This is a genomic window from Hydrogenophaga crassostreae (assembly GCF_001761385.1).
GTDB classification, from domain to species: domain Bacteria; phylum Pseudomonadota; class Gammaproteobacteria; order Burkholderiales; family Burkholderiaceae_C; genus Hydrogenophaga; species Hydrogenophaga crassostreae.
In genome coordinates, this window is record NZ_CP017476.1 from 2,405,309 (window position 1) to 2,432,290 (window position 26,982).

Consider the following 26,982-nt stretch of genomic DNA (forward strand, 5'->3'; position numbering starts at 1 on the left):
CAGGACACTGAGTTGTCACGAACACCATTCCTGCTGCAGGTGCCCGATTCAGACTTCGAGTTTCTTGCATCGGATGAACAATCACACATGGTGCCTCCAGAGAGCCAGCCACCTGATTTAGGCGACATTCGCGCTCACGATGTAGCGTTGAGTCACCTCAATGCGAGAGGGTTTATCCAGTTCCACCCGATGTTGGCGCAATGCCTTGGTGATTTCAAAGCAGCCATTTTTCTGGGACATGCTTTGTACTGGTCCAAACATCTGGCCCAAGTACAACCACACCGCAAAGGTTGGTTCTATATGAGCGCGACCCAATGGACGGTGGCCACGGGTCTGTCTGCACGAGAACAGAGTTCGGTTCGAGAAGCTCTGGTCGAGCGTGGCCTGTTGCTGGAGGCATTGGCTGGCAGACCGGCCGTGATGCACTACAAGGTAGAACTCGAGCGCACAGCTCAACTACTGGGCCTGCCCTCGATGGCATGGGACGACATGGCAAAGTTGTTTCGCTCATCCATCCGTTTCTACAAACCATTGGTCGATATTTGCGGCAACGTGGGCGCCGGCCTCTACTTGTCGTACTTGCTGAATCGTCAGTCCTTTGTCTTGCGTAACCCACCGCAAGGCAACTCCATCGAAATGTTCCCGGGCGAGTTCACATACCGCCCTGAACAAGCCCGCATTGCACTGTGTCTTGGCATCAAGGCACAGCGCAACGCGCGCGCGAAGCTCAAATCCGCAGGTTTTATCCGTGAAGGTCGTTCCTCACAGGAAACGGTGTCCACGCGGGTCAATCTGATGGCCATCGCTTCATGCCTTCAAGCACAGGGCGAGCGCTCCATCCGAAAAAGCGCGCCACGCAAGCATGCCTCCCCTAAGGCCTTGCAAGACATCGCATTGGTCAAGTCAAGCAGAGGCAAAGCGCCACCACATCGGACTGCACCCTTGAAGCGTGCTGGCGGAACAGAGGCAAATCGTCAGCTCAAACTTTTCACCCCGATGGGCCTGATTGCTCAGTGGTCTCCTACTCCCCAGGCGGAGGAGCGGCTTTCACCACAAGACGATGCGGCAAGCTTGGCAGAGAAAAGCGGCGCTGTCTCATCGGCCGCAGGATTGGTGATGTCGTTATTTGCACCAGGCAAATTGGCCACCGTGCATTCAGGAAATTCTGGAGCAAAGTTTTCCACAGATTCCGATACATCCGGTAACCGTGATGCCCTTTTGTCGATGTCAGTTTGCCCTTTTGTTGATCCCAATTTGCCCTTTTGTCGAAACTATATAGAACAAGGTATTTCAAGTTATTTCCAAACTACAACTACAACACAGGCCTCTGTGGATAGCCGTGATTCTGAAAATTCCAGTCGTCGTCGGGTTGGTAACTCAGGCAAGTCGAAAGACCCGGATGCGGAGACAGCCACCGAAAATGGAATCGACGCTGAGCGGTCTGTAGTTCAATCCTCGGCCTTGGTGTCGCATCTGGCCAGGCAGGCCGATGTGGCGCAAGCCAAGTGTCAAGCTCTGATTCCACCCTCTGGACTGGATCCATTGACCCAGGCCAGCGTGTTGAGCACGGTCGCCAAAGCACCCAAAGAACTGCGCCAATCCTTCTTGGACGAGCTGGCTGGCCACCTCTCTATTCCCAGCAAGCTCATTCACAACCCAGCGGGCTGGTTGCATGGGTTGATTCGCAACCATGGCGAGGGCTTTGTGGTCTTGGCTATGGCTCCTCAGATCGCAGCACAGCGTGCCAAGCGCCAGCAGCATCAAGACCGGTTGACCAACGCGGTACCAGTGCCTGCTGCCGGTGCGAACTTGGCCACTTCAAAGGTTGAAGAGGACTCAGAGATCAAGAGAGCCACGCTGCAACGCCTTCGAGAACTCAAGGTTTCGTTTGCTGCGAACAAGGAGCAACGGAAATGAGCAATGTGATTGGCGCTGCCAAGGACAGTGTTTCCCCGTTTGGGGGAACTTGGTATGGCGTACCAGGTTTACCCGTTTGGGGGAACTTAGTACCAGGTTCCGGGTTTCATCGTTTGGTGTTACCTAAATTTTAGGAGTTCTCATGAAGACCAATTCATTTCTTTTTGTGAATCTGATTTATCGACTTAAGAGCTTTCGCGACGTCGCTGTATTGATGTTCCTTTTGGAGGTTGACGCAGATCAAAAGGAGTACGCATGTAGTGCATCTGTGCTTTCTCAGCGCTACCTAGGAAATCAAATTTCTGCTCGTCAAGTTGAGAAGGCAATCAAAGACTTGTGCGATTTGAATCTCGTTTCTATACGTGTACATGCCAACACTAAGACCTATTTCAAAGTGAATCGAGACAAAGTTCTTTCTCTATTGAATCAACCTTTACCGGAACGCATGCCGGGTCTCGATGATTTGAAGTTTCCATTCCTCGACAAATGGTCAGGTGCTGGAGAAATGCCACAAAGCGAAAGTGCTTAGTCCCATCGCAATCAATTCAACTTCAATAAGTTCAAGGAGTAACCCATGGCCACAACAACACCCAAGCCACAAAGCGCCGCCAAAAAAGTGAGCGCAAAAGATCTCTCAGCAATCGCTCCTGTCAGCGTGCCTGCGGCAAAGAAGATGCTCTACGCCACCGAATCGAATTCACCATTTGATGATGGCTACAGCATTGCGGGCGAGACCGCCGCCATGGCCGATTTTCTAGCCGACCCAGAACGAAAACACAATGAGCTTGATCCTGACTACGACCGGTACATAGAGCTGATCGACCGTCAAGACCGTTTGGAAATGATGCAGGCCACCTACCAGTCTCGCAAAGGTGCAGAGGCCGTGGTCGAGCAGAAAGAAGCCATCTCGATGAACTTCCTGGGCTCTTTGGTCGATGAGCAGGTCGACCAGATGGCATTGCACACCAAGGAAGCTTTTCGGATGTTCATGGGTCGCGCCCGCGATCCAGGCAAAGAAGTGCAGCCGATCATCGGTGGAAAGCGGGTTGCTGCGGCATTACGTACCTTGTGGATGCTGACGGCGAACGACAACCCTTACGCCGACTGGGGACTGCTGCGACACGAACAGATTCTCAAGCAGGTGATCAAGGTTCTTGGTGACCACATCAAAGATGCGCAATCCGCGTTGGATCAGCAAAAGACCCGTGGGCTGTCATTTTCAGTGCTGCAGTCGTCAAGCCCTCAAATATTGAACCTTGGATTCAAGTCGCCTTATGGCTACGCCATCGCTCAGCTTGTATCGGATTTCGACTATTTCGTTCGGCTGCAAAAGACACTGGAACGCAAGAACTTGCGTTCTGACTCACAGGTGCGGCAAATCATCACCGAGACCACACGCGTCATTCGTCACGCCTTCAATGAGACCGCGCGCTTTGATCGTTGGCTCATGAGGGACCAAATGAAGGGTTTGTGCCGGGCTGACTTTGTGCCAGATGGTGATCCAGAGGGTGCCAAGAGAGTTCAGTTTGCGACTGAGGTATTTGGACCATGCCCCTCTGAGGTCTATTCGGCCAAGCTGCAACCACGGCACTCCCGTCGGTACATCCAGATTTCTCCGGCTGAGCGTGAACTGCTGCAAAAGATCAGCGATGAAATGCTGCGCATGGAGCGTGCTGCAGAGTCCCAAGAGGCAGATGACACAAAGCTGGTGTGAAGCAATGGACATGAATCTGCCGCAGTCAACAACACCCGTGGGTGAAAGGGCCTTTGATGAAAGGGCTGTGTTTGAAAGGGCTTCTGAGGAGGGGAGTACGAGGATTGGACCGATTGTCAATCCAGCGCGTTGGGCGGAGCAGGTCGTGAAAGAACAAGCCTGTCAAAACCCAGCTGACACAAAAGCCTTTAAGGGTAGGGGCAAATTGCTGGAGTTGCGCCAACTGTTGACGGAGCTTGAGTGCACAGTCATAGCGATGAAGCACTTGGTTGACATAACCAAGCAGGTTCAGAACTCGCAGATGTACCTGATGCTGCATGTCAAGACGGCTACGGGTTTGACGTTCCTACGATGGCGCGAGCGCAACGGCGCATGCCGACATGTTCCATGGCCGGAAGTGCAGGATCGAATTGATGCATTCACATCGGACGTAAGGGATTGGTATGGGCAAGCCACTGACCAGGCTCTGGCGCTGAACGAGCGCCACAAAGAATTGCGCCGTGCAATTGCAACAGCCAGGAAGGTCGTCATGAGGAGTGCCCCATCGGTCTTTGCCCGCTCCATCGAGGCGCGTTTTCAACCGAGCAAGGGCGGCTGATCATGCTTCTCTATCTGGTGATCTTCATTGAAGGCCTTTGCTCTTTGGGAGCAGAGGTCATCGCTTTGCGCCGCCTGGTGCCCCACATGGGCAGCTCCATCTTGGTCACAGCGCCGACCATTGGCTTCTTCTTGCTTGCACTTGCGCTGGGTTATGCCAGTGGCGCAAAGGTCGAGCACGACTTTTCTCGGGTGGTGGGCCGCAACTTTGTCGTGGCCGCCCTGATTGCCGGTGTGGGCCTGTCTGGGGCGGCGACATCGGCCTTGTTCGAGGTGATTCGACCAGCGATGTTGGCATACCTGGTCTACATGCTTGTGGTCCTGTGTCCCATCGCGTGGTTGCTCGGTCAAACCGTGCCGATCCTGACAAACCTTTTCCGCCATGAACGTGTGGGTCAGGCGAGTGGCACGGCCTTGTACTGGTCCACCCTGGGCTCGTTCCTTGGGGCCACCGGTCTTTCATTGCTCGTGATGCAGTGGTTTGGCGTGTCAGCTGCGGTGATGCTGGTGTCCTTGGGCTTGGCGCTAGGCTCCATGCTCCTCACCTTGAACCGCAAATCATGGCTGTTGGCCAACTTGCTGGTGATGGCCGCGGTGGTCTGGATCAACCAACCTATGGTCGGCGTACTGGCTGATACGGCCTATGCCGAATACAAGGTGGAACCCTATGGGGACCGTCCGAACGCACGTCTTTTCAAGGTGAATCAGTCAGGCGCTTCGTTGGTTGAAGAGACCCAGCCTCCGCGATTCGCGCCCTACATTCACTACGTTCGAACCATGTTGTTGGGAGATCTTGCTTTGCAAGGCAAGGACATCCTGGTATTGGGTGCGGGCGGATTCACTTTGTCGCACTTTGAGCCGCTCAACCGATACACCTATGTTGACATCGACCCGGCAATTCGCGGCATTGCTGAAGCACATTTGCTGCGAGGTCGAATCAATGGTCAGTTTGTTGCAGGCGACGCGCGCAACTTTGTAGACACGACTGAGCAACGGTATTCCGCGATCGTGGTTGATGTCTTCAGCTCACACAACTCCATCCCTGGCCATTTAGCGACACGAGAGTTCTGGGCGGCGCTCCGAAGGCCCATGCTACCGGGCGCTGTGCTGGTGGCCAATCTGATCCTGGATGGCCGTTTGGAGTCACCCTATGCGCGCAACCTGTTGGCCACCATCGAGAGTGTTTACGGTCGGTGTTCGGTTGAGGTGATGGCGAAAGACAAACCACTCAGCAATGTGATCGTGGCTTGCTTTCAAAGCAGCGAACCTCGGGCCGAAACCGTCTACGTGGACGAGCGCAATCAAGCTGATCTTGACCGCGCTCTGAACATGTAGCCATGTGGACCAGATGCCAGACCATGCCGATTAACCTCATGATTTTCAAAGAGAAAAGGCCATCTTCTGGGCTGCGTATTTTCCGCAAGCCGGACTTAGAGCTATTTTTCGTTCATCAAGATAAGGGTAGTTATCTTGATGATTGATTTCACATCAGCCCACCAACGGCCTGGTCGGCCCCTCGGCAAGGCCGTGGTGACCCGTGAGCAAGGGCTTTGCCTGCACGACATCTCGCTCATGCGCGCGGTCGCCCAGGGCGTCGATGCGAGGGCCGCAGCGGATCGCTACTTACCCGAAGTGCATGCCGATGAGAGGGTGATCCAGAGCTACTTGCGCCGGATCTCGCGTGAAGCAGCTCAGCTGGTGGCCGACATGGGTGATGTGTCCGCTTCGGAGGCTTTGCTGAAGCGATGCGATCCAAAGCCCGTGGCTCAAGTGCAGGTGGTGATGCCGTCCCTGGAACAATTCGCCGAAGAAGAGGGGATTGAGGACTTCAGCGAAGCGGAAATCATCGCGCTGTACAAGGAACGATTCGCAGAACAGGCCAAGCCTGGCGTTCGGGCGGTGGCCAGCCAACAGGAATTGAACCTGGCCCTTCGGGGGTTGGCCACCGTGCAAAGCAAGGGCATGACCTTGCCGCAGCCACTCGATCCCGTATTGCGCTGGTTCAGTGAAGGCCTGTCAGCCCAATTGAGGGGGCAGGGCGTCTTTGTGTTGCACGACCTGATTCAGGTCATCAACACCCATGGCAAACATTGGTACAAGACGTTTCCCGGCGTGGGCAAAGACCGGGCGCGCCGCCTGGTGGGCTGGCTGGTTGAGCATGAGGAATATCTGCAGGCTTCGGTGATTCCACGGTGCCGTTGGGACAAGCAGCCTCCGACATCGGGTGGGGTCGTGTCCGTTCAAACACCCTCTCCTGACCTTATTGGCCAGGCGCTGGCCACGGTGGGAGGGTTCTCGTTGCGCGCGGATGGCCCAAATGCGATGGCGGCAGGATCTGACGCCGAGGCCGTGAGCAGCTGGCTGGAGGCCATGAGTTTCAAATCGGAGAATACTCGCACGGCCTATATCCGCGACGTGCACAGGTTGATGTTGTGGGCGCGTGAGCAGGGCAAAACACTGTCAGGCCTCACCGTATCGGATGCGGCTGCGCACGCGCGCTTTCTGGGCAATCCCCCAGCCCATTGGATGAGTGCGCTGCCGGCGCGGCGTGACACCTTGGACTGGAAACCCATGCGAGGCCCTTTGTCGGCATCGAGCGCCGCGCGGGCGCTGACCGCAATCGGCCATTTGTTCAGCTTTCTGGTGGAAACCGGCTACCTGGTGGCCAATCCGTTTTCTCACATCCGAAAAGTAAGGCCAACCGGACCATTGATCGACACCAGACGGTCCTTGACGTCTCGGGAGGTTCAGCATCTGGTGAGCGTCATTCAAGGCTTGCCAGAGGACGCCACCAAGCGCCGCCTGGTGGCCTTGCTGATGCTATTAGAGTCCACAGGCCTGCGGATTGGCGAGGTTGCTCGCACCTGGGGCGATCTGGTGGCCGCACAGGGTGCGCAGTTGGACGAAGAGACCGATTCACAAACCCACTATCTGCGGGTGGTGGGCAAGGGCGAGCGTGAGCGTTTCATACCGCTTCGACAAGCTGTGATTGATGCGCTGGAGGCCCATCGACGGGATCGGCGGGCCTTGGTTCAGGCTGGCTTGATTCCCGATCTCCCGCAGATCGAGGAGCCCTTGATTTCCGTGCTGGAGAAACCCGTGCAGGCTGCGCTGGCCAGCGCATCTGGTGCGTTGTCGCCGGCAGGTCTTCACAGGCTGATCAAGGCCGTTTTTAAGCAGGCTGCAGATGCCAGCTCAGAGACAGACATGCGCGAGACCTTTGAACACGCCACCTGCCATTGGCTGCGTCACACGTTCGCACACACGGTACTGAAGGCTTCGGGCAAGGATCTGCCCGTGACACAGCAGCTGCTGGGTCACGGGTCGATCTCAACCACGGGCATCTACATCAAGGCGGATATGTCAGACCGTGTGCGGGCAATCAATGCCATGCCTGATCCTTTCGCAAAGAGCCCGACCACTGGCTGAAAGTGTTTTCTCAACCTGGCAGGACTGGTGCAACTGCCGGGTTGTTCTAACCGCACCAAGGAGGATGTTTTATGCAAAACATGTTTATCGGCAAAGGGAATTTGGGTAGTTCGCCTGAACTCAAGCGGCTGACTGGCAAGAACGGTGATTTCGTTGTGGCCACCATGCGCGTGATGTTCGCGCGCTGGGGCCAAAATGCGGAAGGTGCAGTTGAGCAGGTCGGAGGCTTCTGGCGTGAAGTCGAGATTTACGGTGAAAAAGCAGAGGCCTGCGCCAAACACTTGCGCAAGGGCGCTCGCGTGTTGGTCATCGGCGAGGAACGCGAGTTCATGGCGAAGGATGAGGATGGCAACGAAGTCCAGGTGATCAAGGTCTCTGCGGACGATGTGGCCCTGCAACTCTCACGCATCGAGTCGATCACTTTTGCGCCCGCGCGCAGCCGTGAGGAAGCGACGGCCTGAGGGTCCTTGAATCTCATGTCGTGACGTCCAAAAATAGATGATTCGCCAGTACCTTTCATCACGACACGGAGGCTCAATGATCCAAAGAAACACAACACCTTCAGGAGCGTTTCGAACACAACCTGTCAGCCAGGACCGCAAGGACGCATTGCTCAAACTGATCCAGGTGGAACCCGATCACATCGGCAATTTGACCGATGCCACAGGGTGGGGCGAAGAGCAGACCCGCATGACACTGATGCAACTCACTGTGGATGGGCTTGTCAGCCGTCACAAGCAAGGCAGTGTGAAGATTTACAAGGCGGTGGCCACCGCAAATAATACAAATCAAAAAGGGACGGCCAAATGAGTACCAATAAGCCAAATCAACGGCACCCAGATTCACTTTTTTTCGGGCGTTACGTATGACCGTCGGTGACCAGGTCATCGCCCACGCTGCTACCTTCACCCCCATCAGCTTGCTGCCACCCGAGCTGGTGGTCAAGGCCGTCTCAGACGGTCGTCGTCTTGGCCTGCAGCTCTATTTCGTTCGGGGCATGGGCAAAGAGCTGTCTAAGGCCGGAGCTTGCTGGTTTGCACCCGGTCGCTTGTGGGTGATGGAAGCGGGGAGCGCCGATCAGGCTATGGCCTGGCTCAAGCGGTTGTACCGGGGAGAACATTTGGACGTGGAGGCTGGCGCTGCGGTCGTCGGTGCCGCGATGCGCGCACCCCAGCCCGACTATTTCACGCAGCGCCTCGATGTGCAGGTGTTTCCACTGGCGAAGGCTGATCCTGCAAGAGGTCGCTATGCGGTGAGCTTCACCTATGACATGCTGTGTGTCAAAGCCATGCGGTTCCTGGGTGGGCAATTTCATCCCAACGCCAAGGCTTGGCAGGTGCGCGGAGAGGTCCGCGAGATCCTGCATGCGCTCCAATCTGTGGCTTTGGTAGACGAAGTTCACGTCTTCGTGCATGAGCAGCCCGTGGTGCTCGAAGACCTGGTGGCCAGTGCTGCCTCCACTTCGCCCATCAAAGTGCCTGCTGCGGTGCCTGAGCCCGGCATGGGCAGTGGGGATGACGATGCCGGCGACGGTGCAGGGTTCATGTCCGCTGAGCTGGATTCCTCCGAATGCTTTGATGTGGACAGTGCATCGCTTGCCTCTGTCTGTGCGGCCGCAGGCCTGCGGGACTACCAGGAGGTTGGTGTGCGCCACATGGTGTCGCAGTCAGGGGCCTGTTTGGGCGACGACATGGGCCTGGGCAAAAGCCGTCAGACCGTAGTGGCCACGCGCATGATCGCCAAACAGGGCAGGGTGTTGATCCTCTGTCCGGCCAGCCTTCGGATCAACTGGGAGCGCGAGATCCACGCGGTGTACCCCAACGAGGTGGTGGGCATCGTGGGCGAGGATCGCCATGCAACCCTGTACGGGTGCCAATGGGTCATTGCGAACTACGAGCGACTGGGTGGCCTGGTGCGAGATCCAGACCTGGCCTTTGAGGTGATGGCCATTGACGAGGCCCACTACCTCAAAGAACACCAGGCAGGGCGCACGCGCAATGCGTTTGTGCTGGCCACCCGCATTCCCCGGCGCTACGTGGTCACCGGCACGCCTTTGCTCAACCGCGAGGTCGAGCTGCACACCTTGCTGCGCATGACCGGACACCAGTTGGGCAGCTTGACCCTCAAAGACTTCAGAAGGCGGTTTTCTGGCAACAAGGAAAAGCGCGCGGAGCTGGCTGCTGCGCTCCAGGGCTGGATGCTTCGCCGTCGCAAGGATGTGCTCAAAGACCTTGGCACCAAATCGCGCCAGGTGCGCTACATCTCCCCACCTGAAGGCTTGGGTGCGTACCGGGAAATCTATGCGGACATGTCGTTGTACGTCATGCCCAAGATCGTCAAGCTGCGCCAGGCGTTGGAGGCCCTCAAGACGCAGTTTTTGATAGAAACCGTCGAGAGCCTTTCAGCGGGCGACAAGATCATCATCTTCTGTGAATACATGGCCACCGTAGAGGCCATGAAAACAGCCTTCAGCGCTGCCGGGATCGGTTGTGTCAGCCTGGTGGGGGCCGATTCGGCCAAACGCCGCCAAGGGGCCATAGATGCTTTCCAAACCGATCCAGCCGTGACTGTGTTCATCGGAACCACATCGGCTGCAGGTGTGGGCATCACTTTGACTGCTGCAAACTACGTGGCCTTTGCATCGTTGCCGTGGACGCCTGCCCTCATGCGTCAGGCCGAGGACCGCGCCTACCGCCTGGGGCAGTTGCGTGATGTGATGGTGATCGTGCCTTTGATTGAGAACACGTTGGACGACGGTGTTTGGAAGCTCTTACAGAGCAAACAGGAAACCGAAGACGACGTTGTAGAGTCGGTTAGGGCGGCTTTACCCGACGAACTGGCGCATGCGGTGGAGTCCGCCAATGCGTCGCTACTTTTGAGGGAAATCTAAGCTCGTTTCAAAAGCACTCTCAACGTGCTTCGTCGTTACAGTAGCGGTGCTATCAGCAGCACCGCTATCGGCAACATCTTTGTCTGCCCAACCAAGATTCCAATGCGAAAAACTCAATGGACTCACTTCGTTTCGCTCTCACTTGCGGCCGCTGCTGAGCTGGGCACGCCAAAGGCATCTTAAATGCTAATGCTCAAGCAGTCGAAATGAAGGTCAGGAGTGGAGAAGAACGTAGACCCGCAATGCAGCGATTGCGACCCTTGGTATTCGGCGGCCCAACTTACTGACGGCGTAAAGCAGTCTTAGCAACCGGCGAACGTGTGCCGTGTCAGGCTTGGCAGTTCGGGCACAGCCGCGTCGGGCTGAGCGCCAAGTCAAACTTGAAGCGCCATATCTGACGTGAAAGGACCAAGCTCACCGTGGAGCGAGCTCAGGCCTCTGGAGCGGGCATAGTGGGAGCCACCTCCTCAGCCAGTTCATCGAGTACGGCAAACACCCCATCGAGATCGTCGCGATAGAAAGCCGTGTAGCCAGGCATAAAGACGCATCGCCCGTTGTGTTGGAGTTCGAGCCCCCGAATGTGATCGCGATGATGCAGCCAGAAGTTCCCCATCGCCTTCGGATTCAGCCCACCTGGCAGCCCTGACTTGGTCGCGACATAGCCCTCTTCATCTCGACCCGTGTGAAAAGGGCTGCTCAAGTGGGCGAGGCAATGATCGAGGAACAGCAGCACGTTATCGCCCTTGACTGCGGGACTAAAGCAGAAGCCAAAGATGTACTCGTTCATCAACTTGGATATGCCACCGCAATCCTCAGCCCCGCTTTCGTCGTAATAGCCACATCCGACGCCAGAGCCATTCGGGGGCAGCGCATTGCTGAGCTGATAGATCACGAACGACGCGGCGAAGGAGCGCGCAGCTGCAACTCGACGGGCGATCGTGGTGTCGCCGTTCTCGGAACTGGGGTCCAGCGACGCCTGCTCATGAAGATGTGCAAAGGCTTGACCGAGAAACGCATCCACGGGTACGTCATATGCTTCAGCGATGAAGTTTCGTCCAGCGTCTATGTAGCCGCGTTTGAAGTGCGCGAAAACGCGCTGAGAGAGCTTCCTCATCCCCAGCAACGCCAGCTGGCGGACCAAGCCGGACGTCGGAGCCGACATGTCCTGGTCGACTATGAGTGCTGTGTGCAGGTTGTACAACTGGCCACCGCGATCTGCCGAGCACTGCAACCGGAACAGCATGAGATCGTTCCAGCCCAGCACGCCGCGGTCTGTGCTTGCAAGCTGCTCCAGCAGGCCTTTTCCAACGAAGTCTTTCTCGCCAAAGATTCTCCACGCGACCTCTTTAACATTTTCCGAAGTATTTGTCCGTCGTCGGCCAGACGTCCGTCCCCAGCCAGCGCGATCCAACAGCCGCAACAACGAGTAAATCGACCTCGGCCGCAGGCCCCGATCATCGTTGTCGAACGACGAATAAAGAGGCACGAACTTAACGAGCGTTTCAATGGCGTCTTCGGCGGTCACACCAGTGAAGTCGTAGGCCTGATTGACCAGTACTCGCCAGAACTGGTCGTGTGCGTTCTCTGTTCGCTCCAACAAAAAGTCAGCCTCTGTGAGTACCGAAGCAATGGGTTGCCCCTTGCGAACTCGATCAACGGCAGTTTGGTAGAGAACAAAGGTCTCTTGCGGCTCCGGCGTCCCGAAGCGCACGATGAGCTTCAGGTAGCTCTCCAGGTTTCTGGTGTTGCCCTTGTTGAAGCACGCGCGTGACCGAAGGACCGACTCTTCAACATTGCGCCCGTCACCTAGCTCCAAGACCTCCACATCAAACAACTCTTCCAGCAAAAACTTGGCAGCCCCTTGGTTCTCCTCCTTAACCTGTGCAAAGCCATGGGCGTTCTTGAACTCTGGATCGTCGTACTCCCGGTTGATTGAGAAGGTACCACTTCGCCCCTCTGTCTCCTCGGCGTAAATGCGCCTGAACAACCCGGGATAGTTCAGATGCAGCAGCATCAGGTTAATTAGGTCACGCTTGTCGAAGTCGGTACGTCCCAGGTTAGTTTTCTCAATCTGCATGAGAAGAATCGCATTGATGAAGCGCTTGACCTTGCGCAGATCGCCGACCAAAGGCTGGTACTTTGCAGCAGAGTCGCCATCCAGAATAGTCGCAAGCTCATTGAGAACGGCACCAAGCTTGACCATCGTATCTGAAGGCACTGAGCCGAGCTGACTTTCTGCGCGTTCCCAGTCACGCCGCAGAAAGTTGCTGATCCTGGAGCTGTCCACGAACAAGCTCAGTTTGACTGTCACAAACTTCTCAAGGAACTCACGTGCTCTGAATCCTTCCTCCTTGCCGCCGGCCAGTACCTCGGTGTCATAGCAAAGGACGTAGGTTGCTTGTGACAGCTTGAATGTGCGCCGAGTTGCGAACAGGACGTTGTTGACGGTTTTAGCATCCAAGCGATCTAAGTCGTCGATGACAACAATCACTCGTCGACCAATGCGACGAAGGACCTCATCAATGTCATCAAGCAGCTCATCGACAGTTTCCTGTGACGGCTCCAGTGAAAGCTTGAAGCCCAGGAACGACATGTCCGCCTTCCCCTTGATGAGTCGAGAGTATCGGGATGCCGCTGGACGGAACTCCGGTGCAAAGACCTTGCTCTGAATCGCAGCAGAAAGGTCGCGAATCAATCGATCGGAAAGATCTGGCTCAGACGCATATCGCAGAGGCTCAAACCGACAAACGATCACCTTGTCCGCAGCTCGTTCCCAGTAGCGCTCAGCAAGATTGATGAAGCTGGTCTTACCCACACCCCACGGGCCATCGACACCAAACACCAATCCCGAATGCGCCCCGCTTGCAAGGACCGTCTCTGCGAACGACTTTGCTTGGGTCTCGTTCGAGAGCAGATCGTCGTTCTCGCATCTGATCTCTTCGTCCGAAAGGAAACGGAGTTGCGAAGGAGTCTGCTGCCTCCTTGGCCAATGGCGCTGGACTAGCGGTGACAAAAGCACAGTGCAGAACAGCAAAAGAGCAACTGGCGCCCAATACGGGTCAGACGCTTTCAATGCTGCGTGGAACTCAGAAAGCCAAGGCATGGCCAACTCGTTTGACCAAGCTCCCAAGCACGTTGCGATGAATAGGTCGAGACGAAGGCTTCGACCCACTTGTACCGCAGAAATATGCGCACCACGATTGACGGCGTAAACCACACAGACCGCCAGTCCGATGAGAACCAGAATAACCCTTGTCCAAAGGGAAAGGTCGGCTATCGCAGGAGTAAACGCAGTTCCCAGGTAGTAGGTTGCCCTGTAGACCTCTGCGGCCACCAAGCCAACAACAAACATCTTGGCAAAGACCAAGAGTTCGGGCATCTTCATCGTGCTTTTGGTAGCCGCCATTCACCATTCCTCCCTGTTAGGCGTGAGCGCCGTATACGTGTGCCGATTTGCGGGGCTTGCAGGCGCGCCTGGGCATCCTGCGCCGTCCGGAAGTTTATCTGCGGGGCGACGCTGGCACAGATCTGCCAGGTGACATGGTCCTGCGGCGCGAATACGCCCGTAAGAGACGCGCCCTACATGATGTCGGTCCCCGGGCCCGCGCCAATTCAGATTGCTCCTCTCGGGTGTTCAGGGCGGAAGGTCGGTTCTCCGTTCGAAATGCCGAGGCGGCAGAGTTGGCCTGCTGCGACTCCGAAGCCACTTACCGCTTGCAGCGATAGTAGCCCCTGCCTGGCCTAACCGAGAAGGTTCGCTCCCAGCCTGAGGTGGCCTTCGAACTTTCATTCTCGGCTTTGCAGCGGGAGCCGACCACCACCAATCCAATGGCGTTTTCCGGCAGCAGTTATTCCGTGGCGAAGCTGTAGCCCTGGACCAAGGCTAACCTGAGGAAGGTCTGTTCATGGATGACGCTCGGACTCTGATTTAGGTGCTCAGAGTTCAGGTGGAAGAATAGGGGCTACAAATAGGAGAACAGCATGAGCCAAACTTGGCCATATTCCGGCGCACGCTGGTGGAAGTTCGATTTCCATACACACACACCGGCATCCAAAGACACGGGAGCTTGGCAGGCGGCCATTGGTACGCCCTCTGAGCTGACGCCACAAACCTGGTTGCTCAAATATATGGCCGCCGAAATCGACTGTGTGGCTGTCACCGACCACAACACGGGCGATTGGATCGACAAGATCAAGGTCGCCTATGCCGAGATGAAGGCCGAGGCCGATGCAGGCACACAGTGCGCCGGTTTCCGTGAGCTACACGTCTTCCCTGGAGTAGAAATTTCCGTACAAGGTGGCATTCACCTGCTTGCGATATTCGACCCGTCTGCCACCAGCCAGACCATCGACGGCCTGCTGGCGAGGGTGGAATACGAGGGAACGCGGGGTGACAGCGATGGCGTTACCCGCGAAGGGGCCAGCAAGGTGGTGGAGCGCATTCTCGCGGCGGGAGGCCTTGCCATCCCGGCACACGTCGAGGGAGAAAAGGGGTTGTTACAGGTCAAGCCTGGCACACACAAATGCTTGTTGGACGCCACAACGGTCAAGCAGGTCTTGCAAGAGTCGGGCCTCCTGGCGCTGGAGTGGACTGCTTACACCAGCCCTAAGCCGACGGTACTAGACGAATTGAAACTGCGTTTCGCCAGCGTAGTCGGAAGTGATTGTCACAGCTTCCGAGGTGCGGCTGTTCCTGGCTCGCGCTACACCTGGATCAAGATGGCCCAGCCTAGCCTGGAAGGCTTGCGCCTTGCACTGCTGGATGGGCAGGAGGTCTCGGTAAAGCGTAGCGACGAGAGCAGTGGCTTTACGCCGTTCAACACGCCAGAGCATTTCATTGAGTCGATTGAAATCCGTGACGCGCGCTATATGGGGCGCGGCAGGCAGGCAGACAGCTTGCCGCTCAACCCGTACTTCAATGCCTTCATCGGTGGACGTGGCACCGGCAAATCGACCATCGTGCATGCCCTGCGCCTGGCCTATCGGCGCGAGAAAGAGTTGTCGCCCAGCTCGGAGGCAGGGCAGACCTTCAGCCGCTTCTGCAAAGTCGCCAAGAGCCGAAACGATGAAGGCGGAATCCAAGCGGAGACAGCCATCTGCGTACGAGTGCAGCGGGATGGAACGTCCCATCGGCTGATCTGGCGACACGACGGTCAAGGCCATGCGGTGGAGGAATGGGATACAGCCACTGGCAGCTTCGCGCCCTCGACCAGCCAAGCAGTCACCGCGCAGAGATTTCCAGTGCGGCTGTTCAGCCAGGGGCAGATCGCGGCACTGGCGGGCGACAGCCAGCAGGCCCTGTTGAAGGTAATAGACGATGCAGCGGACACGCAGTCACAGCAGACGGCCTTTGACGAAGCCAAGCGTGCATTCCTGGCCGCTCGGGCGCAAATTCGGGAGCTTGATGGCAAGCTGCAAAAAAGCGAAGCGCTGACGCTTGCCCTGCAAGACGTTCAGCGTAAGCTGGCCCGCTTCGAAGGCGCCGACCATGCTGTGGTGCTGAAAAACTACCAACATACTAGCCGGCAAAGCCTCGAATTAGAGCGCCAGCTCGATGCCGCCGCTGATTTGTCAGCGCGCCTGAAAGCGTTTGCGGCCGCCCTGCTGGCGGAAGATTTGCCACAAGGGCTGTGTGATACCGGCGAGGACGGCGAGGCGCTGAGCGTTGTCCAAGCGCTGCACGCAGCCATCACCAAAGCGCGGCAGGAGGTCGAGAACACCGCCGCCGCGCTGCATGAGTGCGGACGAGTCCTGCGCAACGAGTTGGAGGCCTCACCCACGTTTGTGCGGATCGGCGAGGCAAAGGCGGCCTATGAAAAACTGAAAGCCGACCTGCAGCAACAAGGGGTCAGCGACCCAAGTGAGTATGGCCGTCTGGTGCAAGAAAAGCAGCAGCTCGAAACCGAGCTGAAGAAGCTTGAGGCCTTACAGACGCAGCAAATAGAGTTACGCGACAAGGCAAAAGCACTGCTAGAGCAGGTGAGGTCCGCTCGTCGCGCCATCAGTGCCCAACGGAGTGGATTTCTTCAGGAAACGCTGCAAGGCAATCCGTTTGTTCGGATCGCGCTAATCCCATACAGTCGGGATGCGCAGGGCATTGAACGCTCCTTGCGGGAGCTTCTTGGCGCTGCTGATGGCAGGTACGTGGACGATCTCTATCAGGAGCAAGAAGGGGGGTCACCCAAAGGGCTTCTGGCTGATCTGCTGGTCACGGTTGATCTGTTCGAGCAGCCGGGCGCGTGGGACACCGCAGCATTTGAGCAGGCGCTACTGACTCAGAAGAAGCGCCTGTCAAACGCCTGTCGCGGCCAGGCTGAATTTGGAGGCTGGTTCAATAAGTTCTTAAAAGCGGAAGCCGACAAACGCCCTGAGTTCATCGATCACATCTTGTGCTGGTTCCCCGAAGACGGATTGCAGGTGGAATACAGCCGCAAGGGAGACGGACGGGACTTTCAGTCCATAGGTCAAGCGTCCGCCGGTCAGCGCGCGGCCGCGATGCTCGCTTTCTTGCTGGCGCACGGAAACGAGCCGCTCGTGCTTGATCAGCCTGAAGATGACTTGGACAACCACCTAATCTACGGACTAGTGGTTCAGCAGATACGCAGCAACAAGCTGCGTCGTCAGCTAATCGTCGTGACCCACAACCCCAACATCGTGGTCAATGGGGATGCGGAGCTGATTCACGTACTGGACTTCAACCACCAGTGTCATGTGAAGCAAACCGGCTCCTTGCAGGACCAAGCAATGCGCCGCGAGGTCTGTCAGGTGATGGAGGGGGGCGAAGAAGCGTTTGAGCGGCGCTATCAGCGTCTGGGAAGAGATGTTTGAGGCTCGGCGAAGCTGCCAATGCGGACAGTGGCCAATGTCTGCTTACAGCCTTGAAGCGACTTTCGAATTTCTAGTTTCGGCTCTGCAGCGATTACTGCCGCTGGGTGCAGCCATACGGGTTCCAGCTGCCTGCCAAGAAGCAGCTGTTGGGCACGGCGACTGGTGCTGTCCCGAGTGGCGGCTGTACGGGGTACTGCGGTCTTTGGGCATCCGCGACACGGTTGGTGCAGCGCCACTGACCGCTTCCTCATCACCTGGCCTGCTGGTATCGACCCGTTGCGGTCCACCAGCATGTCGAAAAGCAGTCTTTCGCGGTGACAGGTCCTCAAGGCAACTTTGCTGCGATGTTCAACTTCCAAACCAAGCCGAAATACCTTGAAGCCCTCCACTGACGTGTCTGGGAGAGGACGAGGAGCACGTCAAAGTATCCAGCGTCGACCTCATCGCCTCGGATTCGGCCAACGCAGATGGTGGTCATCGATCACAAAAGGGTGCGAATGGTGTCCACCTTGCTCGGTGGAACCCGCGCCATGGGGGTGTCCCGCTGGCAGATCAGGGTGTTCGTGCTCAATGGACTCAGGATCCTGTGGCGACCAAACCAGTGTGGCCACCCAGACGGCCAATGCCGCAGCACTGCCCAAAACAGCAAAGGTCACCGGCATGCCGAAACGGGCCCCCAACCAGCCGGCCAGCGGATAGAACAACAACCAGCAGGCATGCGACAGCGCAAACTGAGCGGCAAACAGCGCAGGACGATCCTCTGGATTTGAAGAGCGACGCAACAAGCGCCCTGAGGGCGTCTGCGCGGTCGAATATCCCAAACCGAGAGCCAACCACAAGACCATGAGCGAGGCATGCCCGACCACCAAGGTGCCCGCGAACATGCCCACGACCATCAACGCTATGCCAAATAGCATCACGCGCCGATCGGACAGTTTTTCCAGAAGACTGGGCAAGGCCAGCGCCGCCACCATGGAGCCGGCTCCGAAGCTGGCCAAGGCCAGAGCCACCGCGCTCTGGGTCAAACCGAATTTCCCCTGCACGATGACCACCGTGTTGACAAAAACCATGGAGCCTGCCGCTGCAACCGCCGCATTCACGGCCAACAGTCCGCGCAGCCGAGGTGTGGCGAGGTAAATTCGCAGGCCGCGTGTGGTTCGGTCGTAAATGCTGCGACTCTTTGGAGCTGGATGAACGGGCAAAACCACCGAGACCACCAACACGGCAGAAGCCAAGAACCCAACCACCGTGCCCGCGAACAGATCGTGAAAGCCGATCACCGTCAGCAACGCAGCAGCCAGCATCGGGCTGACAAGGCTTTCCATGTCGTACGCAAGGCGTGAGAGCGACAAAGCCTTGGTGTAGTCCGCCTCTTCCGGAAGGACATCGGGGATGGTGGCCTGAAAGGTGGGCGTGAAAGCAGCCGACGCGGCTTGCAACACAAAAATCAACACGTAGATTTCCCAGATCTGGGAAACAAATGGCAGCAGCAAGGCAACAGCCGCCCGGACCAGGTCCAGCGTCACCAGCATGGTGCGTCTGGGCAGGCGCTCGGCAAAGGCTGCTGCGACCGGTGCCACGCCGACGTAGGCAATCATCTTGATGGCCAATGCCGTTCCCAGAACCATCCCTGCGTTGTCGCCCGCCAAATCAAAGGCCAATAGCCCCAGTGCAACGGTCGCCAGACCGGTCCCGATCAAAGCAATCACCTGAGCGGCGAATAAGTGACGGTAGGTGCGGTTGGAAAGAATGGCCAGCATGTTTTAGTTCAATGGATCAGCGGTCGGTATGCAAGAGGCAACAACTCACAGGTACCGAGTGATTTCCTTGAACTCCTCCATGGAGTGCTGCTGCTCTCCAGCAAGGGGCCCCACGAGATGCTCAAGGCAGTGGTCCAAATGGTCCTGGATCAGCGCTTTCTTGGCTTGCTGAACAGCCTTCTCGACAGCCTGTAACTGCTGAGCGATATCCAGACAGGGGCGGCCCTCCACCAACATCGCTATCGTGCTGTTCAGATGCCCATTCGCCCTCTTTAGGCGCTTGATGACGGCGGGGTGTGAATCGTGAATGTGCGGAAGTGTCATGGACGTTATTATCCCCCCAAGGGGATACTATAATCACCCGACTCACCCAAGAAAACCTCATGACTCTTCGTGCCCACCCCTCAACACTGCCTACTTTGGCGGTATTGGGTATGCGGTGGCTGGTGCTCATGGTGATCACGTTCGGGACGGTCGTCTCTTCGATTGGACTCACCAGTTCCCACGGTCTGGCCGCTATTGTTGAATCGCATCCATCTGCGCTGACCGGTCCTGAGGAACTTCACGGACATGAGCATGCAGACAACGGGGTTGAGGTTTCGGAGACTGATGAGCGTGCAAGTGGACAGCACCCTCACCACGCGATGGATCATTCGCACGACATAGCCCACCATCTGCCCCTTGCCTGGGGCAATGCATCGCCGCAACTTCCCCACTGGGAAGTCATGGTGAGGCCTTGGATTGAACTGGGGCAAGCCTACCGGCTGGATCGCCCACCGATGGGCTAAGGCGCTTCTCGTTACCGCCTTTGCGCTGCGCCTCGCAGCGTGACCATTTTTTGGACCATCGGAGTCTTTTTATGCACAGCCCTGTTCACGACAGGCTGCCACATTCGCCATGGGCGATCGGGCACCCCCGTCTGTTTTTACTTTTTGCTTTCTTCATCTGCCTGCTACTTAGCAGCGCAGAAGTCTTTGCCCACGCCGTGACCGAGGGCGACAAGGGCTATATCCAGGAAATCTCGGGCGTCAACCTGCTGCCCTTTATGTACCTGGGCGCCAAACACATGATGACGGGCTACGACCACATCCTGTTCCTGTTTGGTGTGATCTTCTTCCTCTACAGGCTGCAACACATCGCGATCTATGTGAGTCTGTTTGCGATCGGTCACTCCACCACCATGATCCTGGGCGTGTATTTCAACGTCGGGATCAACAGCTACCTGATCGACGCGATCATTGGGCTTTCCGTCGTCTACAAGGCGTTGGACAACCTTGGCGCTTTCCAACGGTGGCTCGGCTTTCAACCCAACACCAAAGTGGCGACCTTGGTCTTTGGCCTGTTCCACGGCTTCGGATTGGCGACCAAGATCCTGGAGTACGAGATCTCCGCCGACGGCCTCGTGCCCAATTTGCTCGCGTTCAACGTGGGCGTGGAAATCGGGCAACTGCTGGCATTGGCGGTCATCTTGATCGGCATGAGCTACTGGCGCCGCACACCCAGCTTCATCAAACACGCCTACACCGCCAACGTCGCCATGATGAGCGCGGGTTTCATTTTGGTGGGCATGCAGCTCACCGGCTATTTTGTGTCTTGAACACCAAGGAATTATCAACATGTACAACAGCGATACCCCTTCACAAGCCGAGCTACCATCTTCCAAACAGCTTCTGCGATCCACCATCCTGGCTGCCGTGTCCGCCGTGGTTCTTCTGGTCGTCGTCGTGCTGCCAGCCGAGTACGGCGTCGATCCCACCGGCATCGGCCGCGTCCTGCGCATGACAGAGATGGGCGAGGTCAAGCAACAACTGGCGGCAGAAGCTGCAGCGGATACAGCAGGCGCACCAGTTGCAGACTCAACTGCAACCGTGGCATCCGTTATCGCCAACGCCAATGCGGCGCAACCAGCAACGCAGCCTGCACCAGCAAACACCGCGAGTGTTCCTGTCCAACCAGCGGCACCCAAGGTGGTGTGGCGGGACGAAATCCCCTTTACTTTGACGCCTGGTGAAGGAACGGAAATCAAGATGAAGATGGTTGCAGGCGCCAAGGCTCAATACGCTTGGGTGGTCAAAGGTGGCGAAGTCAACTTCGACACACACGGCGATGCGCCAGGCAAAGCCATCAGCTATGAAAAGGGTCGAGGCGTAGCTTCTGATGAAGGTGTTCTGGAGGCGGCTTTCACGGGCAACCATGGCTGGTTCTGGCGCAACCGGGGTCAGTCGGATGTTCAACTGATCCTCCGCACCCGTGGCGACTACAGCGAAATCAAAAAATGATGCAAAAAGTGGCGCAGTGGCGCTGATCGCTGCGCCACTTCACTGTCCATCGTCCAACCTCCTTCTCAATTGAAATTTTCAATGAAAACTCTCAAAACCCTCGGCAGCACTCTCTTGATCGTTTGCTTCCTGGTGACACTCACCGCTTGCGACAATTCAGCCACAAGGACAATGGCGAAAAATCTGGCCACGGACACAGCCACGATTGAGAGAAACTGGCGCCTGCTGATCCAGTTTCAAACCGGCTTTCGGTGGAAACACCGTAACTTCAATGGGAGTTCACCGCCGAAAGACCGGTTTTTACAAAAATCATGAGTGGCTCCTTGTGGCCGGCAATGCCAGTTCGCGGCCACACCAGGAAGCTGACTCTCACAGTTGAGCCAGACCGAACGACCGATTTATCAGGTCATCACCGGCGCGAGTCGACCCTACGCTAAGCGGAGATTTGTTTCAAATTTTAGGCACGAAGCACACGACTACATGTTGGTCTTCTGAGTGGCCTGACGACTGCATAGAACAGATAGACAACTCAGCGATCGACGCCCAGCTCATGTCGCAACTAAGTGCGGCGAGAGGCGTTGCAAAGTCGCCGTTAAGGCAATAGTGAAGAACGATAGTTCTAAATTGAAGCAACTAAAGCGTCATAATTGAAGTCGAAGAAATTCTTAAATAGAGATATTTTGGCGACAACATCGTAGAAGGAGTGGATGAATGGCTCAATGCACAGCACCATCACGCGGACACCGAACCGCATCCGCGGCTGAGAATTGCCCCGCGTGCAGTTCCCGCGGCCGATACAGCTATGGGGGCGGCTATGGCAGCGGATACAGCAGCTCCAGTCCGTCCTATGGATCGGGCACCGGCGGGGGGAGTCGCAGCACTGGAGGTGGCAGTTCTGGCGGCAGCCCCAAGCCGCGCTGGTCGCGCGCCGGTTCGTCCGTTTCGTATACGCCCGCCCAAGTGCAGTCCCTCACGCCGATCCGCGAGACCGTCGAGCGCCGAGCAGCGGCCCAGCCCGAGTTGCGCGACGTATTCCTGTGCCACGCATGGGGCGATCGGCAGGGCGCCGCCAAGGAGTTGCGTGATTTGCTGGTGGTGGCCGGCGTAAAAGTCTGGTTCAGCGAGAACGATCTTCCTCTTGGCGTACCAATGATGCGCGCCATCGACAAGGGGCTGGCTGCTTCGCGCATCGGACTCGTGCTGGTGACGCCTGCGCTGCTGGAGCGCCTGCCGACCGAGAGCGTCGCCGACAAAGAGCTGTCCACACTTCTCGCGGGGAATTTGCTCGTTCCCATCATCCACAACACGACGTATGAAGCGTTGCGCAATGTCAGCCCTATGCTGGCATCTCGAAGCGGACTGAGTACGGCAGAGGACTCTATGGCCGTAGTCGCTACAAAGATTGCCGAACTGGTCCAGGTGCTAACAGCACCTTAGAAGGCCGCACCGTTATCGCCGCACCATCCATTTCAAAGGGATTGGCTGAGTGGGCCGTTGGGTATTAAGGTCGAATGACCTCTATTGGTGGCGATAGCAGCTCCTGAGCGTCTCCAGTTAGCGATCTTTGAAGTGTGGACTTCACCCGTTTCAATGGACAACCTTTCAGATTTCGGTTTTTGGCCTCGATCGAATGACTGGTCTGGGTAGGCCAGCGGTCGATTGACGTCTAGCGCCACGAAGGACCGGTTACGGCGATCACGAACGTTCAGCCTTCAAGCTTGAATGTCTGGACCCAGCCTCTGGCGGGCATACGATTTGTGCCTCAAATCCTCTGTTTCAGAGGGAAAGTTCGCTCGTTTTACCTTTTCGAGGAGATGTTCTCCTTCAGCCGAATACGGATACGGATACGGATACCCCAAAAAACCACCATCCAAGCATATGGGCATCTCTCAAAATCAGGCAAAAAAATGCCTGGCGGTTTCAACGCCGCCAGGCTGTTCAACCGGACAGACCGGCCACACATAGGGAGGAAATGTGTGGGGACTCAACAGTTCCCAAGGCACATTGTAGAGGTGTGAAACCTCAAGCAAATCAAGTGGGCTTTCGCGGATGCATATTGCCTGGCGCATTGCGGAAAGCGCCCGTCATGTGCCAGTCCGCAGGGCTGTGTGGCACAGTACGGCGCTCCAGCGTGTGATCCAAGCGCACCGGGTTTACCAGTCGCGATCCGGCTACATCCTCGCTGAGCAAATAGCGGGTTTTGATTGTTTTTCCGGTGAGTGGATCGGTGTGCTCCCAGCGGTAAAGCTCCAGGGTTTTCATCGGGTCTCAGGTTCACAAAAAGGGGATTGACGGCCCCAAATCCGGCATGGTAGATTCTGCCCGTGATGAGCCCTCGGGCACCACGCAGCGTCTCAACTTTTGAAAGGCGCACGGTCTGACCCCCAAAGTCAGGTCCAGAGTTTCAGTCCTTGTAAACCCGGTCGGGAAGAAAATGCTTCCCGATCTGGCCTTACGGCTGGAGGAGGGTGTGCGTTTTCTCTCGATCTTCTTTTTGGAGATCTTTGAAATGAACGCTACTACCCAAACCAACCACTTCAATCTGCACACGTCCGGCATCGGTTATCTCAACCGTGTTCGCTGGGTTCAACCGAAGCAGGCAGGTCGCAAAGCTCAGCCATTTCTCGCATGCAGCGTGTCTGCGTTGCGTGGAAATGCTGAGTCGCCCGACTACACCTACCTCGATTTGCGTGTATCCGGCCAGGAAGCTTCTGAACTGGTCGAAAAGTGCATGGAAGACGTGGATCAGAACCGCAAGGTTGTGATCTCGTTCAAAGTCGGGGACATCTACCCGCACATGTACGAACGCGAAGTGAAAGTGGACGGTCGCAAGACCGGTGAGAAGGAAATGGCGTGCCTCATCAAAGGTCGCCTGCTTCTGATCAACACAATCACCATCGACGGCGAGCGCGTTTACTCGCGTCAAGCTGAAGATGAAGCGTCGCCCCAAGATGGACAGCCTGCATCCTCGAAAGAGTTCGAAGGTTTTCCAGTTGATGAAAGCCAGCAAGAACCCGAAGCAGACGAAGCACCTCCTGCTGCCGCCGAAGCACCTCCAGTGCAACGTCGGCAAGAAGTGCCCACCATGCAGAAGGCTCGGCCCTCGTTTTCGCGTTCACCTAAGGGTGTTCGTGAACCCGTTGCAGCCTAAGCTGTAACCCACCTAAACCCTCGCACTGCTTTTGCGGCCGAGGGTTTTTTCTTGCCGTTTTCCTTTTTGCAAACCCGCGTGGTACGAGATTCCACGCCGGGTACGGGGTGTCTCCGATCGCGCAATTTTTATCGGAGATTTCCCTATGAACGCAGCAACCAAAACCACCAGTGCACCCCTCGACTTCCGTTGCTATGGGTATCTGGCATACGTCTACTGCAAGCAACGCGAAGAGGTTCAAGTGTTGAAGTCCAACGCGGGCTTTTACATCGGAACCTTGAGCGAAGGCCTACCGTGTTCGCGTGAGTCCAATGAGTATTACGCCTCTGAGGAAGCAGCAGTCCAAGCGCTCTGCGATGACACCTGGACGCAGAAAGTCGCACCATGACCGCCTCGGTGGCCAGCGGTGGGCTTTCGTTCTACCAGGCGTTGATCAGGGGTGCGACCGGTGTTTCGGATCTGGAGCACATCGAGCGCATTGAAGACACGATGCGCAACGTGGTGTTTCACAGCACCTTGAGCTGGCAAACCCGAGAGCAACTCGAACAAGGGGCGCGTGAAGCGCTCCAAATCATCACCCTCGTCTAGATGACGAATTCTGCAAACAACCCCTCGTGCCGCAAGGCCGGGGGGTTTTCTTTTGGACAAACGGAAATGAAAACCATCACACCGACGTTGGGCTACTGGCTCAACAAACTTGGATTGCATCGCGGCGCACCGCGACTCTGGCTGGAAACCTTGCGTGTGAAGTCAGCCGGGCTTGAACCCGGTGGACGTTTTGACGTTGTGGCGCAACCGCAGGGCATCAAGCTCGTTTCAAACAGCTCCGGGCGCTACGTTGTCAGCAAGAAGGAGCGCAATGGTCGAAGCACGCCTGTCATTGACATCAACAACCACGAAGCCTTGGCACCTTTGGCTGGGCAACAGGTTGTGCGTGTCATCGTCAGGCCTGACGGCATCTTTGTGTTGCGTGCCGCGTCTGAACAGGCCAAAACCGAGCGGGTAGAGCGTCTGCGCGCGAAACTGTCCTCGGAGGAGGGCTTGGCCAGCGCCAGCATAGCTCATGGAGCTGGAGTCTTGTCGAACGCAGCGCACGCGGGCTTTGCGGCCGCAGGTATCGATCTGGATCTCAAAGTCCTTTGTGAAATTGAAGAAACCTACGTGGAGCAGTCGTTGACTTGTAACCCGGTGAGTACGCATACCGTTCCCTTGTGCGCTCCAATTCAGGAGCTGGTGCAAGACGAATGGTTGATGCGACAGGTGCCGAAAGTGGAGGTGCTGGAAATGGGCTTGCCTTGCTCTGGTGCTTCTCGTGCAGGAAAGGCCAAGAGGGGCCTTTCCATGATGGAGGACCACCCAGAGGTGGGGCACCTGATTTACGCGGCACTGGCGTTGATTCAGAAGCTCCAGCCTGCTGCCATCGTGTTGGAGAACGTTGAAGACTACCGCAGCAGTGCATCGGCGCAAATCTTGCGCTCGCAGCTTCGGGACATGGGCTACCAGGTACGAGAGCACGTTTTGCGTGCCCGCGACTTTGGCTCTTTGGAAAACAGGGTGCGTTGGGCCATGGTGGCCACCACCGACGGGTTGTCTGCCGTGGAGGCGGTTGCCGCTCCAGGACAGGCCTCTGGTGCTGTCCTGGGGGAACTGCTCGATGCGGTTGATTCCAACGCGCCTTGCTGGTCAGGCATGGCCTACCTGAAAGACAAGGCGGTTCGCGACAAGGCGGCAGGCAAGGGCTTTGCCATGCAGCTCGTTGACGAACAGTCCACGAGTGTTCCGACGATCCGCAAGTCGTACAACAAGGGCGGGTCGACCGACCCTTTTGTTCGGCATCCTTTAGACCATGAGCTGATGCGCAAATTCACGCCTGCGGAGCACGCCAGGATCAAAGGAGTTCCTCAGGCACTGATTGCGGGCCTGACTGCAACGACAGCCCACGAAGTGTTGGGGCAGGGGATTGCGTTTGAGCCCTTCCGGGCCTTGTTCCAAGAGCTGGCATCGAGCTTCAAGCGCTTGCGCGATGAAGGGCCAGTCTGGTTGGGGGCCTGCGCTACATCCAATAGGCTGAACGGTGCGATTGGGTGATTGTGAGACCTGAGAAACACCCCTGCGCCTTTGGGTTCAGGGGTGATTTCTATTGGTTGTGCCAATGTTCCTGAGGAGCGCCAAACGTCATTCCAGCTGCGGTCGGTCTCAGACGCTAGCGAGCTCCGTTCAGGTTGTTGTTTGGCAGAGACGGTTCCCACGCGCTACCAACAGTCAATCCTGGCAAGCCAGTTGCACTCATCGAAGGTCAGCTTCATGGCGCCGCCTTCCCAACGCCGTAGGCCATAAGCCATAAGCCATAAGCCATAAGCCATAAGCCATAAGCCAGCGTTCACCAAGGTGCAGCCTTGGTCGGCCGGCTGGGTCCA

At 56.9% G+C, this 26,982-nt stretch carries 23 protein-coding genes; 19 read left to right on the forward strand and 4 right to left on the reverse strand.

The window, feature by feature from the left end; translation table 11 throughout:
• The first annotated feature begins 12 nt into the window (after positions 1-12).
• From LPB072_RS11085 to LPB072_RS11125, 9 genes are all read left to right on the forward strand, one after another.
• Entirely contained in the window at positions 13-1,917 is a 1,905-nt protein-coding gene (locus LPB072_RS11085) for a hypothetical protein (protein ID WP_157559286.1), read from the forward strand.
• 142 nt (positions 1,918-2,059) lie between these two features.
• Complete coding sequence (locus tag LPB072_RS11090; RefSeq protein ID WP_066089515.1) at positions 2,060-2,446, forward strand: hypothetical protein; 387 nt, start codon at positions 2,060-2,062, stop codon at positions 2,444-2,446.
• 45 nt (positions 2,447-2,491) lie between these two features.
• Positions 2,492-3,631 carry a PFL_4669 family integrating conjugative element protein gene (locus LPB072_RS11095; protein ID WP_066089518.1) on the forward strand — a complete coding sequence of 380 codons (1,140 nt, stop codon included), beginning with the start codon at positions 2,492-2,494 and terminating at the stop codon, positions 3,629-3,631.
• Between the two features lie 10 nt (positions 3,632-3,641).
• On the forward strand, positions 3,642-4,229 hold the full coding sequence (locus LPB072_RS11100) for a hypothetical protein (protein WP_157559287.1): 588 nt from the start codon (positions 3,642-3,644) through the stop codon (positions 4,227-4,229).
• Positions 4,230-4,231: 2 nt separating this feature from the next.
• Positions 4,232-5,563, forward strand: coding sequence for a fused MFS/spermidine synthase (locus LPB072_RS11105; protein WP_066089525.1), 1,332 nt, complete (start codon positions 4,232-4,234; stop codon positions 5,561-5,563).
• A gap of 138 nt (positions 5,564-5,701) precedes the next feature.
• Positions 5,702-7,657, forward strand: a complete 1,956-nt coding sequence (locus tag LPB072_RS11110; protein WP_066089528.1) for a phage integrase family protein — start codon at positions 5,702-5,704, stop codon at positions 7,655-7,657.
• 71 nt (positions 7,658-7,728) lie between these two features.
• Positions 7,729-8,118, forward strand: a complete 390-nt coding sequence (locus LPB072_RS11115; protein WP_066089532.1) for a single-stranded DNA-binding protein — start codon at positions 7,729-7,731, stop codon at positions 8,116-8,118.
• A 76-nt stretch (positions 8,119-8,194) separates the two neighbouring features.
• Positions 8,195-8,467: a hypothetical protein gene (locus tag LPB072_RS11120; RefSeq protein ID WP_066089535.1), complete on the forward strand. Its 273-nt coding sequence runs from the start codon at positions 8,195-8,197 to the stop codon at positions 8,465-8,467.
• Positions 8,468-8,522: 55 nt separating this feature from the next.
• Entirely contained in the window at positions 8,523-10,547 is a 2,025-nt protein-coding gene (locus tag LPB072_RS11125) for a DEAD/DEAH box helicase (protein ID WP_082876873.1), read from the forward strand.
• Between the two features lie 430 nt (positions 10,548-10,977).
• On the opposite strand, the gene LPB072_RS11130 is transcribed toward LPB072_RS11125, so the two are convergent.
• Positions 10,978-13,953, reverse strand: coding sequence for a KAP family NTPase (locus LPB072_RS11130; RefSeq protein ID WP_066089538.1), 2,976 nt, complete (start codon positions 13,951-13,953; stop codon positions 10,978-10,980).
• A 575-nt stretch (positions 13,954-14,528) separates the two neighbouring features.
• Between LPB072_RS11130 and LPB072_RS11135 the strand changes: the two genes are divergently transcribed.
• Positions 14,529-17,375 carry a TrlF family AAA-like ATPase gene (locus LPB072_RS11135; RefSeq protein WP_066089541.1) on the forward strand — a complete coding sequence of 949 codons (2,847 nt, stop codon included), beginning with the start codon at positions 14,529-14,531 and terminating at the stop codon, positions 17,373-17,375.
• Between the two features lie 440 nt (positions 17,376-17,815).
• On the opposite strand, the gene LPB072_RS11140 is transcribed toward LPB072_RS11135, so the two are convergent.
• Both LPB072_RS11140 and LPB072_RS11145 read right to left on the reverse strand, forming a co-directional pair.
• Entirely contained in the window at positions 17,816-19,135 is a 1,320-nt protein-coding gene (locus LPB072_RS11140) for an MFS transporter (RefSeq protein WP_066089544.1), read from the reverse strand.
• 45 nt (positions 19,136-19,180) lie between these two features.
• On the reverse strand, positions 19,181-19,459 hold the full coding sequence (locus LPB072_RS11145; protein WP_066090813.1) for a metal-sensing transcriptional repressor: 279 nt from the start codon (positions 19,457-19,459) through the stop codon (positions 19,181-19,183).
• Positions 19,460-19,518: 59 nt separating this feature from the next.
• Between LPB072_RS11145 and LPB072_RS11150 the strand changes: the two genes are divergently transcribed.
• The 5 genes from LPB072_RS11150 to LPB072_RS11165 all read left to right on the forward strand — a co-directional run bounded on the left by LPB072_RS11150 (position 19,519) and on the right by LPB072_RS11165 (position 22,851).
• Positions 19,519-19,923: a hypothetical protein gene (locus LPB072_RS11150; RefSeq protein ID WP_157559288.1), complete on the forward strand. Its 405-nt coding sequence runs from the start codon at positions 19,519-19,521 to the stop codon at positions 19,921-19,923.
• Between the two features lie 71 nt (positions 19,924-19,994).
• On the forward strand, positions 19,995-20,732 hold the full coding sequence (locus tag LPB072_RS11155; protein WP_066089550.1) for a HupE/UreJ family protein: 738 nt from the start codon (positions 19,995-19,997) through the stop codon (positions 20,730-20,732).
• Positions 20,733-20,751: 19 nt separating this feature from the next.
• Positions 20,752-21,414 (forward strand): transmembrane anchor protein, encoded by a 663-nt coding sequence (locus LPB072_RS11160; RefSeq protein ID WP_066089553.1) that lies wholly within the window; start codon positions 20,752-20,754, stop codon positions 21,412-21,414.
• Positions 21,415-21,495: 81 nt separating this feature from the next.
• Positions 21,496-21,729, forward strand: a complete 234-nt coding sequence (locus tag LPB072_RS23435) for a hypothetical protein (RefSeq protein ID WP_157559289.1) — start codon at positions 21,496-21,498, stop codon at positions 21,727-21,729.
• Between the two features lie 645 nt (positions 21,730-22,374).
• Positions 22,375-22,851 (forward strand): toll/interleukin-1 receptor domain-containing protein, encoded by a 477-nt coding sequence (locus tag LPB072_RS11165; protein ID WP_231943486.1) that lies wholly within the window; start codon positions 22,375-22,377, stop codon positions 22,849-22,851.
• 594 nt (positions 22,852-23,445) lie between these two features.
• On the opposite strand, the gene LPB072_RS11170 is transcribed toward LPB072_RS11165, so the two are convergent.
• Complete coding sequence (locus LPB072_RS11170; RefSeq protein ID WP_066089559.1) at positions 23,446-23,676, reverse strand: hypothetical protein; 231 nt, start codon at positions 23,674-23,676, stop codon at positions 23,446-23,448.
• Between the two features lie 172 nt (positions 23,677-23,848).
• Between LPB072_RS11170 and LPB072_RS11175 the strand changes: the two genes are divergently transcribed.
• The 4 genes from LPB072_RS11175 (at position 23,849) to LPB072_RS11190 (ending at position 26,653) form a co-directional block, all read left to right on the forward strand.
• Complete coding sequence (locus LPB072_RS11175; protein WP_066089562.1) at positions 23,849-24,565, forward strand: DUF3577 domain-containing protein; 717 nt, start codon at positions 23,849-23,851, stop codon at positions 24,563-24,565.
• A gap of 145 nt (positions 24,566-24,710) precedes the next feature.
• Positions 24,711-24,953, forward strand: coding sequence for a hypothetical protein (locus LPB072_RS11180; protein ID WP_066089565.1), 243 nt, complete (start codon positions 24,711-24,713; stop codon positions 24,951-24,953).
• Positions 24,950-25,153: a hypothetical protein gene (locus LPB072_RS11185; protein WP_066089568.1), complete on the forward strand. Its 204-nt coding sequence runs from the start codon at positions 24,950-24,952 to the stop codon at positions 25,151-25,153. Before LPB072_RS11180 ends, LPB072_RS11185 begins: the two co-directional genes overlap by 4 nt.
• A 66-nt stretch (positions 25,154-25,219) precedes the next feature.
• On the forward strand, positions 25,220-26,653 hold the full coding sequence (locus tag LPB072_RS11190) for a DNA cytosine methyltransferase (RefSeq protein WP_066089572.1): 1,434 nt from the start codon (positions 25,220-25,222) through the stop codon (positions 26,651-26,653).
• Positions 26,654-26,982: the final 329 nt, after the last annotated feature.